Origin of the sequence: Chryseobacterium sp. ZHDP1 (genome assembly GCF_018603435.1) — a bacterium.
GTDB lineage: Bacteria > Bacteroidota > Bacteroidia > Flavobacteriales > Weeksellaceae > Chryseobacterium > Chryseobacterium indicum.
Map to the genome: position 1 here is coordinate 662,166 of NZ_CP075682.1, position 13,412 is coordinate 675,577.

Annotated in this window: 10 protein-coding genes; 5 read left to right on the top strand and 5 right to left on the bottom strand. The window is 33.6% G+C overall.

The window, feature by feature from the left end; all coding sequences use genetic code 11:
• Nucleotides 1–2 precede the first annotated feature (2 nt).
• Entirely contained in the window at nucleotides 3–467 is a 465-nt protein-coding gene (locus tag KKI44_RS02975; RefSeq protein WP_214589773.1) for a transposase, read from the bottom strand.
• Nucleotides 468–846: 379 nt separating this feature from the next.
• Here KKI44_RS02975 and KKI44_RS02980 point away from each other — a divergent pair, with 379 nt between their 5' ends.
• A complete protein-coding gene (locus KKI44_RS02980) occupies nucleotides 847–2,478 on the top strand; it encodes a response regulator transcription factor (protein ID WP_214589774.1) in 1,632 nt (543 codons plus the stop codon).
• 586 nt (nucleotides 2,479–3,064) lie between these two features.
• Here the strand turns inward: KKI44_RS02980 and KKI44_RS02985 are convergent.
• Nucleotides 3,065–3,520 carry a PA2169 family four-helix-bundle protein gene (locus KKI44_RS02985; protein WP_214589775.1) on the bottom strand — a complete coding sequence of 152 codons (456 nt, stop codon included), beginning with the start codon at nucleotides 3,518–3,520 and terminating at the stop codon, nucleotides 3,065–3,067.
• A 153-nt stretch (nucleotides 3,521–3,673) separates the two neighbouring features.
• Here KKI44_RS02985 and KKI44_RS02990 point away from each other — a divergent pair, with 153 nt between their 5' ends.
• Together KKI44_RS02990 and KKI44_RS02995 are read left to right on the top strand one after the other, a co-directional pair.
• Complete coding sequence (locus KKI44_RS02990) at nucleotides 3,674–4,471, top strand: Cof-type HAD-IIB family hydrolase (protein WP_214589776.1); 798 nt, start codon at nucleotides 3,674–3,676, stop codon at nucleotides 4,469–4,471.
• A gap of 133 nt (nucleotides 4,472–4,604) precedes the next feature.
• Nucleotides 4,605–4,775: a lmo0937 family membrane protein gene (locus tag KKI44_RS02995; RefSeq protein WP_214589777.1), complete on the top strand. Its 171-nt coding sequence runs from the start codon at nucleotides 4,605–4,607 to the stop codon at nucleotides 4,773–4,775.
• 92 nt (nucleotides 4,776–4,867) lie between these two features.
• On the opposite strand, the gene KKI44_RS03000 is transcribed toward KKI44_RS02995, so the two are convergent.
• The 3 genes from KKI44_RS03000 to KKI44_RS03010 form a co-directional block, all read right to left on the bottom strand.
• The gene (locus KKI44_RS03000) at nucleotides 4,868–5,440 is read right to left on the bottom strand and encodes an OmpH family outer membrane protein (RefSeq protein ID WP_214589778.1); all 573 of its coding nucleotides are present in this window, start codon (nucleotides 5,438–5,440) and stop codon (nucleotides 4,868–4,870) included.
• A gap of 161 nt (nucleotides 5,441–5,601) precedes the next feature.
• On the bottom strand, nucleotides 5,602–8,787 hold the full coding sequence (locus KKI44_RS03005; protein WP_214589779.1) for a TonB-dependent receptor: 3,186 nt from the start codon (nucleotides 8,785–8,787) through the stop codon (nucleotides 5,602–5,604).
• Between the two features lie 282 nt (nucleotides 8,788–9,069).
• Nucleotides 9,070–10,059 (bottom strand): aldo/keto reductase, encoded by a 990-nt coding sequence (locus tag KKI44_RS03010; RefSeq protein ID WP_214589780.1) that lies wholly within the window; start codon nucleotides 10,057–10,059, stop codon nucleotides 9,070–9,072.
• Nucleotides 10,060–10,200: 141 nt separating this feature from the next.
• Here KKI44_RS03010 and KKI44_RS03015 point away from each other — a divergent pair, with 141 nt between their 5' ends.
• On the top strand, nucleotides 10,201–11,478 hold the full coding sequence (locus KKI44_RS03015; protein WP_214589781.1) for an NAD(P)/FAD-dependent oxidoreductase: 1,278 nt from the start codon (nucleotides 10,201–10,203) through the stop codon (nucleotides 11,476–11,478).
• 67 nt (nucleotides 11,479–11,545) lie between these two features.
• Entirely contained in the window at nucleotides 11,546–13,390 is a 1,845-nt protein-coding gene (locus KKI44_RS03020) for a chloride channel protein (RefSeq protein WP_214589782.1), read from the top strand.
• The last annotated feature ends 22 nt before the right edge of the window (nucleotides 13,391–13,412 follow it).

The following is a 13,412-nucleotide window of genomic DNA, read 5'->3' on the forward strand; positions in this document are numbered from 1 at the left end:
TTTTATAATTTGGTCTGCTCATTATGATTTTGAGATTTTTCCGTATATTTTTCTATCCATTTGTATAATGTTGTTTTAGGAATATTATAATCTTCAATTACCTGTTTTTTTGTTTTTTCCCCCGTCTGTATAATTTCAAGTATAAAATAGATAATCTCCTTTGTATATATATTTTTACGGAATTGAGGCAATTTTGAGTGTATTTGTTTTTTTTTCTTATAATCCCTTTTCTCCGGTGGAGAAAAAAGGATTAAATGCTGTGTATAAATCCTGAAAAAATCATAATCCAGAAGTTTACTCCATTTCATCAAAAGATCTGTATCAATACTTTTGCAATCATACATTTTTACAATATCATATTCAGAACATTTCATAAAATTACAGATGCGCTCAGTCTCAATATTCTTTTCTTTCACACGAAACTTAATAAGATTTCCGATATGGATTGTTTTAAAGTTTATTTGCATTTTAGTTAAAATTTGATCTGGCAAAATTGAATTACGAATCCCTACTTTGTCGTTTATCGTTCGTTATAAGATATTCTACATTCATATTTCTGTCTGCAAAATTTGTAAATGTTTTCAGGCTAAAAAAGAAAAGTATGCAACATTTTCTATAAAAAATGACATAAATGTAATGTGTCCCTAAGTAAATAAATCTGAAATTAAAACCTTATTAATATATTGTATAACAATTATTTATATAAATTAAACATCTACAGTCAGCGATTTTTCTAGGAAATTTTAATTTTAGAAATAATAAACACAATTTAAAAGCATTATTTAAAACAAAATCAAAGTATATCTTTGCTTTAATTTTTTAATGACAGATAAAAAAAATATGACAATGGTGAAAAAAATCTTTACTTTAATATTTTTGTTAGGCTTTGTAAGCTGTATATATTCGCAGATCACAGAACAAGAGATTTTTAAAAAGATTCAAAAATCTTCTGAATACAATAAAACTGAGAATAGAGATAAAGCTCTGAAACTTCTGATAGAAGCCAAAAGTGATTCTAAAAAAATAAATTACAAATCAGGATTGCTCAATTGTAATGAAGGTTTAATGACCATGTATGTTTTTGCACATGACTATAAAAAAGTTATAGAAATAGCTAAAGAAAGTGAGAAAATCTTAATTTCAACGCCAGATGTAGAAAGACTTGCTCATGTTTATATGAATAGGGGCATTGCTTATTTAGGATTGGGTTTTATGAACGAAGCGTTAGAGGATTTTAAAAGTTCTATTAAATATAATAATGAGTCAAAAAATAATGATATTAAGCATGACCAGTTATCAAATGTTTATCAAAATATGGCTTCATATTACGAAATAAAACAAAAGCCAGACTCTATTATTTATTTCCTAAAAAGAAGCATTGAAGAATCTAAGCAGGTTAATGACAGCTCAAAATTATATGGTTCTTCAAAATATGATAATATAATTTTTACAAATCTTAATATTGCAAGTTATTACACTGGAGTAAGTAAACCTCAAAGATTAGACCTTGCAGAGAGATACTTTAATGAGGTTTTAAAATATAAGGATACAGATAATTTTAAGGCGAATAGTGTTATTTTTTACAATAACTTTGCTCGTTTTTACAATGAAAAAAAAGACTATAATAAAGCTGTAGAATATGCCACAATTGCACTTTCAAAAATTATGAAAGCACAAAGTGCCAGCCAGAAACAAATTACTTATGAAACCCTCTATAAAGCTTATGACAAGCTCGGAAATAAGGAGATGAAAATTAAATATTTGGAGCTTTACACTCAGCTTTCAGACAGTTTAAGATCATTGGAAAAATCCAGTATAAATTATTCTAATAGTCAGATTATCGAAGAAAAAAAGAAAAATTTTAAAGAAGATCAGAAAAAAACTTGGTTGATGATAGCAGTGATCATAATGATCCTTATCATTGTTTTCGGGATAATATGGTTGAAACATATTAAAAAGACAAAGGCAAGATATGAAACCATTATAGAGAATTTCAAAAAAAATGAAGATATTCCTGTTTTAGCAGAAAGTGCTGATAATGAAGAAGAACAAACAGAGGAAAAAACAATTGATGCGGATAAAAACAATAATGTAGAAATACCTGAGGCTTCCATACAGTCTATTTTGACATGTCTTGATGCGTTTGAAAAGACAAATGAATTTACTAATGCAAATGTAAGTTTATCCTATCTTGCCAATTATGCCAATACCAATACAAAATATCTGAATGAAGTTCTTAAAAATTACAAAGGAAAATCATTCAGCAGGTACATTAACGGTTTAAGAATCAACTACATCATGAAGGTTCTTTATAACGAACCGAAATACAGAGAATACAAAATTACTTATTTGGCAGAGCTATGCGGTTTTTCTTCCAGACAGGTATTTACTACGGTTTTCAAAAAAGAAACAGGCATTACAACTTCTTATTACATAAACCAATTGAAAAATGAATCTTTTATACCTGATGAAATTTAATATTAGTAAAGTTTTTAAGATAAATATTTATAATGCTGTCTAGTAAAGACAGCATTTTTGTTTCAGTTTATTTCATAAAAACACCACCCTTTTACAAGAGTGGCATGTACCTAATTTTAAAGCAGAATTAAATATAGAGATGAATAAATAAAACTTTTGGTTAATTATTTTATTCCCTAAATTCTATAAAATGATAAAACCTGTATTTTATACATCACTAATGTATGAATAATTTTAATAATACAAAAGAATTTAATGGAAAATTTTCTTAAATTTCTTTGATGTCTTAATTTTATAATCAATAATGAATGTCTTTTACTTTTATGGAATTTATATCTTTTTGATAATCATTAATTTACCATAATAAACAACTCTTCTATTACCTCTATTCTACCCAATAAAAAAGAAGCAAGATTTGTCCAAAACAATCAAAAAAAAGATGATTTTATTCAATATATGGTGATTTTTAATCCTCAGAATTCCCCAAAAAAAGCCGTCAGTTATCAATTCTAATTCTTTTTTCAACATTTTTATACTAAAAAAAAACTTCCCGGTTTGGGAAGTTTATGCTTTTAAACAGATTCAATTAATTTTTGTAATTGCTCATTCCTTTAAATTCATGATAAGAATCTTTAATATGCTTGAGCTGTTCCGAAACGATTTCTCTGCTTTTTTCACTCAGTTTTCCGGTGTCGATTGCATTTTGGTAAGCGTCAATTGCTGCTTTTTCGCCAAAAATTACATTTTCTATGGTGGATTCTTCCGTATTTCCAATGGTAAAGGAATTTTTAATATCAATCCATGTTCTGTGTAGCGTTCCGGCGATAGAGGGAGAATCGTTCGCTTCTCCTCCATGTTCTGTGATGAGATCAATAAGTTCATTTTTCATGACTTTAGAAAGAGAATTCATTCTGGCATATTCTGATTTTACGTCCGGATAACTTTCCCATATTTTACCTTCCACTTTAGCAAAACCTTTTATTCTGTCGTTGGTAATGTGCACAAGATCATTCAAAAGATCGATTTCTTCCTGATTTTTCATAATATTATTTTTTGGTGTGGTAAAAACTGTACAAGAATTATACCTTACAGATTCTGCAATAATTCAGTTTTAATTAAAATACGACACCATAAAACAAAATTATATTGTTGTATTTTTGTTATACAACTTAAACGATTAAATCATTAAACTTCAATGAACACCCAAGATCACAACATTAAAGCGGTATTTTTCGACATAGACGGAACTTTATTAAGCTTTAAAACAGGAAAAGTACCCTCTTCAACTCAAAATGCAATTCAGAAACTCAGAGAAAAAGGAATAAAAGTAATTATAGCAACGGGAAGATCAATCAATTCTCTGCATCATATCGATCATCTGAAGTTTGACGGCTTTATCACTTTTAACGGAGCATACTGTATCACAACATCCAACAAGCTGATTTCCAGATACACAATAGATCCTTCCGACATCAAAAGTCTGATTAATTATGCTAAAAATATTCCGTTGAGCTATTCTTTAATGTATGAAGATAAGGTTGAAATAAATGATGCAACGCCTGAAGTAGTGGGAATGTATTCTCATATTAATATTCCTGTTCCGCCCATTCATGATAAAGAAAATATTGATGTTGAGAATGTGCTTCAGGCTAATATTTTTCTGAAACCGGAGGCTGAAGCCACATTCATGAAAGAAGTAATGCCAAAAAGCATATCTTCCAGATGGACTCCGCTTTTTGCCGATGTAAATCCCGGAAACATCAGTAAACAGACCGGAATTGAAAATTTCTGCAGACATTTTAATATTGATGTTTCAGAAACCATGTCTTTCGGAGACGGCGGAAATGATATTTCTATGTTAAAATTTACAAAAATCGGCATTGCAATGGGAAATGCTAATGACAGCTTAAAAGAAGTTGCAGACTACATTACGGAAGATGTTGACAATCATGGAATTGAAAAAGCTTTAATTCATTTTGGGATTCTGAATTAAATTTCATTTACACCCTTATTTTTGAAGGAAAATATTCACTTTTCATAATATGTGGTATATATTTTTAAGCTGTTTTTAATAAAAAGGCATAATATGTGTATCTACTTTATCAAATCACTTAAAATTTTTAATTATGAGAAGTATATTATGGTTAGTCGCAGTCATTTGTATTGTGGTATGGCTTTTAGGAATGTTAGGAGTCGTTCCGGGAATGAGTACAGGATATCTGGTTCACGTTTTACTGGTTATTGCCATTATCGTGGTACTGTATAATCTGATATCAGGCCGAAAGCCGCTCGATTAGATCGATGTAAAACAATGAAATAAAAGCTGGAAATTAAATATTTATAATTTCCAGCTTTTTTTATTTTTCAGATGAATATTTTTCCAGAAAAATTATTTAGAAGCAGGTTTCGCAGCAGTTGCTGTAGCTCCAAGTTTAGATTTTACAGTCGGAGTAATATCTTCTCCTCCATCCATATAAGCAACCTGACTGTTTCCCTGAGAAGGTGCAATGTCAAAAACATAAGCTAATCCTTTTTCTTTCGCAACAGTAGCAATCATAGAGCTTACCTTTTTCTGAATAGGAGCGAATAATTCGGTCTGTTTTTTAGAAATTTCCTGCGCAGCTTTTGTTCTGGAAGATTCAATATCTTTACCTAAAGTCTGCAATTCTGTCTGAGCTGCCGTTAATTCCTTAATTACAGTTTCCTTATTTGCTTCACTTATTGTCTTTTCCTTATCCTGAGCTGCTTTTAGTTTTGTCTGGTAAGAAGTAATCATTTTTTCAATTTCACCCTGTTTTGTTTTTGTGAAAGTATCTAATGATCCTTCTGCTGTTTTAGCTTCAGGAAGATTCGCAAAAATGTCATCAGAATTTACGTGCCCGATTTTTTGCTGTGCACTTACCATGTTAGACGTAAGGAAAAGTCCTGCCGCTAAAGAAAATGTTGTGATAAACTTTTTCATCTTTATTTAATTTTTATTTTCGTTTCTAAAAGTCAGCAAATATAATAAATATAACTAAATGCTTAGTTATATTAACAGTAAAAGAAGCCCGAAAAAGAAACTTCGGACTTCTTCTTGAAAGAATCTAATAAGTCTATATTATGTAAGAAATGAAAATACTGTTAAAAATTATAACGGATTCCCAGCTGTGCCTGAAATCTCGACGCAAACTGATCGATGGTGTAAGGCAGCCCGGGTGTTCTGAAGTTATACGTTGGATCTCCTGCAGAAGGCTGTCCGGAGGCAATATTTCCAACCTTCGTTAAACCTACACTTGCAGTTGAGTTGAATGTATTTGGTACGAAATAAACTTTTCCCCAGTCTTTGTTTAACAAATTCGTTAAATTGATGATACTTAATGAGATCTGAAGCGTATTTTTAGATTTTTCGCTTAATCTTATTTCATCCATTATTCTGAAGTCAGCCTGAATATTCCAAGGAGTGAAATCTCCGTTTCTTTCTGTGAATTTTCCTCTTCTGCTGTTTAAATATGCATTACTGCTGATGAATTTCTCGTAATCGGCAACCTGCTGAGCTGTAGTAACCAGAATATTTCCGGATCCGTCTTTAATCGGAGCGATATATTTCGTTGCTTCAGCTGCATCTTTGAAAATATAGGCTAAACCTGCTGCCTGTCCTGTATTTGCAATGGTACTGTTTACAAATCCCCAAGAGAAAGGGTTTCCGGATTGTGCATTGAAATAAACATTCGCCGATAACCTGTTCGACTCGGAAAGCGGTAAAGTATACCCTACATTTGCAACAACTCTGTTTTTAATTGCAAAATTAGAAGTTGATAATTTGGGATCATTTGGTGTTAAAGACTGATTCATTTGCCAGTTACTTTCCATAGAATTTCTGATCCCGTTTGTAATGTCTTTCGCATCACCATACGTATATGCAACGAAGAAATTTAAGCCAAAATTGTAAGATTTCTGAAGCTGGGCTGTTAAATTGTATCTGTACCCTTCTTTTGTATTGGAAAGCATATAAGCATTAGAGAAATTACTGTTGATGTTCGTTGTGTAGACCGGCATTTCGTGATTGGTATCATAGCTGAAATACGTCACGTTATCCGTTTTATTAACCTGCTGGAATTTAAGATTATATAAAACTTTTGTGTAAATTCCTTCTAATGTAAATTTATATCCTGAAACGGTATAATCAAAAGCTAATGAACTTCTCCAGACTCTTGGCATTTTGAAGTTATTATCAATTAAATCGACCTGAACTTTTGATGAATTCTGCCATTTCGGAAAATTTGAGCTTACCAGAGGATCTCCGTTTGTTGCCAATTGTGCGGCAGTTGGCGAATTATAATCATAACTTCCGAATCCAACTCCGTCATTATAATAAGCATAACCCAGCCATGCAAACGGAATTCTTCCCACAAAAATTCCTGAACCTCCTCTCATTACTAAAGATCTGTTTTGGGTAAGATCTAAATTGAATCCTAATCTTGGCGAGATGGTCGGTTTGTTCAGATAATTGTTTGTTAGCTGGCTTAGCGGTGTGTAAGTATATGTATTTCCGTAGTTTGGATCTGCAGGAGAGCTGGTTACTTTAGGACTCAGCATCGGTTTATCAGGTAAATCTGTATAATCAACTCTTACTCCCGGAGTTAATCTTAATCTTCCTAAATTAATTTCATCCTGAAGATATGCTGATAACAGGTTGACTTTATAGCTTGCATAAGGATTGTTAAATAAATCATCTCTGTTTTGACCTGTTAAAGAATATGTTCCCCTGATTCTTGCAGGAATGGAATTATAAAAATCATTTAAACTTTTATAAGAAATTCTTCCGTTTAAAGCATTCACAAAACCGTAATCGATGTTGTACAATTCATTGTGAGTACCTAATAAGAACGTATGATGCCCTGTTTTGTACGTTAAGTTATCCGTGATTTCAAAAGTTTTCTGCTTCATATTAAAAACCGTTGCTTCCCTGTCATTTCCTAATAAAATAGTTCCTCCGTTGTAAGAAATTTCAACCTGCGGGAACATAGCATTTTGAGAAGTCGGATCTCTGTAATCGTGAATTGAAGAATATCCTACAACTAAGTTGTTATTCCATTTATCATTAAAACGGCTTTTTAGCTCTAGAGTTGTGGTAGAAGACGTATTTTTCTGAATAAAATCCATGCTTGAAAAACGGAAGTTTGCACCGTCTCTTTCAAGGTTTGAAGCCTGTGAAAATACCGTATTGTTTTTAATGGATAAAGTATGTTTATCGTTAATTTTCCAGTCCAGTTTATTGAAAAGTTTTCCGCTTTCAGAAAAATTATTGTAATTATTGAAGCTTCCGGCATCAAAGCCATATTTGTTTTTAACAAAAGCTGCAATTTGCTGAGCCACATCATTATTTACCAGAGCTCCCTGATCTCCTGCGTTATAGAAAACAGGATCTGTTCTTTTTGTATATTCTATATTACTGAATAAGAAAAGTTTATCTTTCACAACCGGTAATCCTACTCTGCCTCCGTAAATAAAATCTTCGAAAGAACTTGGCATTTTAGAATTGTCTCCCACTCTGTTACTTCCTGTAATAGCTGCATTTCTTCCGTACATGTACAAAGAGCCTTCCACATTATTGCTTCCGCTTCTGGTAACCGCATTGATACTTCCGCCAAGGAAATTTCCTAATTTTACATCGTAAGGGGCGATGTAAACCTGCACATCTTGAATAGCATCCAAACTGATGGAATTCGAACGTGTACTGCTTCCCGGCATTCCCGAAGTTCCTGTCTGTCCGCCTAAAGAAGGGCTGAATCCGATCGCATCGTTGTTAATAGAACCGTCAATTGTTACGTTGTTGTAGCGGAAATTTGTTCCATTGAAGGAGTTATTGGCACTTTGGGGAATCAGTTTCGTAACATCCTGGATTCCTCTGTTGATATTTGGAAGCCCAGAGATCTGTGCCTGACTGATTCCGACACCGAATTTTGCAGTGGTCGCTCTTTTGGAAGTCAGTTTTACTTCATCAATTATCTTTTCTTTGCTTCCCACTTCTACCACCGGAAGATCATTGCTTCCTAAAGAAAGCTGTACATTGCTGTTGGAATAAACCACATTTGCACCATCCATTACCTCAATGGTATAAGGTCCTCCGGGTTGAAGATTGTCCAGACTGAACTGTCCGTTTTTGTTACTTTTTGTTTCGAAACTGCTGTTAGTCGGTACATGGATTACTTTGATGGTCATTTCGGAAGTTGTTCCTTTTAATCTTCCGAAAATTTTTGAACTGGTTTCCTGCGAAAAGGCTAAACTAAAAGAGAGTAAAGCTACAGCACAGATAAGTTTTTTCATTTTTTATACTTTCAAAATTCTACCGCAAAATTATCCCGAAGTAGACTCCTTGTTCGTTAACATACAGATAACATTACATGACAAAATGCTTAATAATTTCTTAAAAAAAAATTAAAAAGATTTATTTGGATAGATCATTTTAATTTTAATAAATCTTAATTTTTAGTTAAAACACATCTGTTTATGGATGTTTTAAGCTTTAATCTTTATTTAAGTTTTTATTAATTTTAAATTTTTATCTAAAAAAAAAGCCTCTCAGTCGAGAGGCAGCAGAAGTTTATTTTAATGAGGAACCTGAGCTTTTTCATAGATCAGTCCTTCGGATTTCAACTCTTTCCAGAAATCTGCCGGAATCTTTTCATTCAAAGCCTTTACATTGTCTTCCACCTGTTCCGGCTTGCTTGCTCCGGGAATAATAGAGGCAAATTCATCGGCGACCAAAACAAACTGCAGTGCGGCGTGTGTAATGGTTGTGTTGTATCTTTTCGCTATTTCATCAATTTTTTCACGTTTTTCTTTCATTCCTTTCGGGATCACATCCTTATAGTTGTAACGATCTCGTCCATTGATAAAACCTGAATTATAACCTGAGCCGGAAACCAGCTTCACTCCTTTTTTCCTTACCGCTGGAAGCAGTCTGTCGACCGCATCTTCATGTTCCAGAATAGAATATTGCGTTGCAGAAAGACAAATATCCGGATCTGCGGAATCCAGACAATCCAGAATCGGCTCAATTTTATTAACGCCCATTCCCCATGCTTTAATGACACCCTGATCTCTCAATTCCGATAAAACTTTAAAAGCGCCTTCTCTCGCCTGTTTTAAAAAATAGGGATAACGGTCTCCCACCTGATCTTCCGACAAATCATGTACATAAACAATATCAATATGGCTCAATCGTGTTCTTTCAAGACTTTCTTCAATAGACCTTTTTATGGCATCTGCTGTGTAATTGTGTTCAAAATCATAATTTAAAGGCGCTTTCCACATGGTTGGCGGAACTTCATCTTCCGGAACTTCCACAAATAAACGCCCGACTTTCGTGGATAATACAAACTCTTCCCTGTTCTGCCCGTGAAGAAAATTTCCGAATCGTCTTTCACTTTTTGTTAATCCGTACCACGGTGAAGTATCGTAATATCGTATACCGAGATCCCACGCTTTTTGAAGGACTTCGTAGGATTCACCGTCTGTTAATTTGTCAAAAGCTGTTCCGATGGCTACTCCGCCTAATCCGAGCCTGTGTTTTTCCTTTAAAACATCTGTTTTCATATTGTTGTAAAATTTGGTTGTTCTAAACGATACAAACATCGTGCTGATAATTTAACAATAAATCTTTATGTATAAATACCACAAACCTTACATTTGGCTTTATTATTGAATAAAATTGGTTACCATTTCAATCACATACATATGAAAAAGCACATCGTAATCGTAGGAGGAGGTTTTGCAGGAATTAATCTTATAAAATCTTTGGTTAATGATAAAAGATTCAGAATTACTTTAGTGGATAAAAACAATTATCACTTCTTTCCGCCATTGATTTATCAGGTTGCTACATCATTTATTGAGGCTTCGAATATCAGCTATCCTTTCAGGAAATTACTTTCAAATTATAAAAATGTAAATTTCCATATGGGAAGTCTTGTAAACGTGGATCATGAAAATAATATTCTTGAAACCGATACGGGAAATCTGCATTATGATTATCTGGTTCTTGCTTTGGGAACGGAATCTAATTTCTTCGGAATGGAAAATGTAAAGAAATGTTCTATTCCTATGAAAACCATTGATGAAGCACTTTACTTAAGAAATTATATGCTTTTAACTCTTGAAGAAGCTGCGAGAAATAAAAACATCAAAGAAGCACAGAAACTTCAGAATATTGTGATTGCAGGAGGCGGACCGACTGGAGTGGAACTTGCGGGAATGATTGCGGAAATGGGAAGCTATATCGCTGAAAAAGAATATCCTGAAATTAAACTCAGCCTTTCCAGTATTTATTTAATTGATGCACTTCCGACTTTACTTTCTCCGATGAGCAAGATGGCTCAGGAAGCTGCCCACGATCAGCTTAAAAAATTAGGGGTAAAAATTATTTTAAATACAGCCGTAAAAGATTATGTGGATGGAAAAGTAATTTTAGGAGACGGAAAAACCATTGAAACAGAAACATTAATCTGGACTTCAGGTGTTATCGGTCGTGAAGTTCCCGGAATTCCGGCAGAGAGTTTAGGTAAAGGAAGAAGAATATTAGCAGATGCTTATAATAAAGTTCAGGGAATGAAAAACATCTATGCATTAGGCGATATTGCATTGCAGTTCTCCGATGAAAACTTCCCGAAAGGACATCCGCAACTGGCTCAGGTTGCGATCCAGCATGCCAGAAATTTAGGTAAAAATTTTAAAAGAATTGAAGAGGAAAAAGTACTCACTCCTTTCAAATATAATGATAAAGGAAGTATGGCAATTATTTCGAAATTCAATGCAGTGGTAGATCTTCCCAAGTTTTCCTACAAAGGATTTATGGCGTGGTTAACGTGGCTTTTTATTCATATTATTCCATTGATAAGTTTTGGAAGCAGGGTGCGTCTGGCTTTCAACTGGTTAAGATTGTTTATTACCAATAATCCTTCCATCCGTCTTATTTTAAGACCTAAAAAGGAAAATGCGTTTCACACAGAATTTTAAATTTCATGATTTATTTCATAACTTTACGGAACTGTAACAATTCGGTTACGGTCTAAAATTCCCAAAAGTGAATATTCATAACAGGAAAAAGTTTCTGAGCTTTCTGAAGTTCAAAAGAGACTTTCAGAAGTATGGACTTGAAAAAGCGCGCAGCTACGAACTTATTTTACATTGGTTAAACAACAGACTCAGCAGAAATCAGTTTTTGGTTTTGTCCGGGATTATTGTCGGCTGTTCAGCAGGTTTGGCAGGAGTAATTCTTAAAACTCTTGTTCATAATATTCACCATTTTATTACCACAAAAGTTCATTTTGAATACCAGATTCTGTTCTATATTATTTTTCCGTTTCTGGGAATTGTTTTAACGACGAGCATTGTTTTAACGATATTTAAAGGACAGGACAGAAAAGGAATCGGAGCAATTTTATATGAAATTGCACAGAATTCAAGTATTGTTTCTTCCGTTAAAATGTATTCGCAGATTGTACAAAGTGCTATAACAGTAGGCTTCGGTGGTTCTGCAGGTCTTGAAAGTCCGATTGCAGTAACCGGAGCAGCCATAGGTTCCAATTTTGCGCAGACCTATCGTCTCAGCTACAAAGAAAGAACCCTTTTACTCGCTGCAGGAGCCACTGCCGGAATCGCTTCCGCTTTTAATGCACCGATTGCAGGAATTATGTTTGCCTTTGAAATTCTTTTAACGGGAGTTGTGTTTACAGACTTTATTCCTTTGGTTGTTGCAGCGGTTTGTGGGAGCTTGCTTTCGAGAATTCTGCTTCAGGAAGATGTCCTTTTCAGATTTTATACAAGAGAAGCTTTTAATTATAAAAATGTACCGTATTATCTTATTTTAGGAATTTTTACAGGTCTATACGCAAGATATTTTGTAGTGATTTCTCAAAAAGTTGAACATTTCATCAAAGGGCTGAAAATGTCGCGGCTTAGAAAAGCAATGTTTGGCGGAGCGGTTTTGTCGCTGCTTTGCGTTCTTTTTCCGCCTTTGTTTGGGGAAGGTTATGATACGGTGAAAGCTTTTACCAACGGAAATACCCACAATATTATCCAGAACAGTTTTTTCAGATATTTTGAAATCAAAGATTTTACGATTATTATTTTCCTGATTCTGGTTTTATTGCTAAAAGCTTTTGCCACTTCTTTCACTATTTTCAGTGGCGGAAACGGCGGCAATTTTGCCCCTTCTCTTTTTGCGGGAGGAACAGTAGGCTATCTTTTTGCTGTTGTCTGTCAGCAGATTGGCTTTACAGAAGTTCCTGTAACCAATCTTGTTCTGGTAGGAATGGCTGGAGCCATGAGCGGCGTAATGTATGCTCCTCTTACGGCTATTTTCCTAATTGCAGAATCCAGTTTTGGGTATGATCTTTTTATTCCGCTGATGATTGTTTCCATTATTTCTTATCTGATTGCTAAATGGTTCTCTCCTATTTCTCCGGAACTGAAATCTTTGGCAGATCAGGGGAAAATTTTCACGAATAAGCATGATAAAAACATTCTTTTCTCTTTAAAAACAGAAGAATTTATCGACAGATATTCTCAGACTATTAACGAGAATGCTCCTGTTACTGAATTATTTGAATTGGTAAAAAGCGGAAATAAAAATATTTTTGCGGTAATAAATGAAGATCAAGTTTTAAGAGGAATTTTAACACTGGATGATATCAGACCTTACTTATTTAGCAATGATGAAGTTTCCGCAACAATTATTCAGATCATGAAAGCCCCACCTGCAATTATCCGTCCGGAAGATCAGCCTCTTGAGATCCTTCAGACTTTTGATGACACCGGAGTCTGGAATTTGCCAGTTGTAGACGATAATAATCAATTTATAGGATTTATATCTAAATCAACAATATTAATGAGCTACCGACAGCTTTTAAAAGAATATTCTGAATAAGATTTTTAAAAATATTTTCATC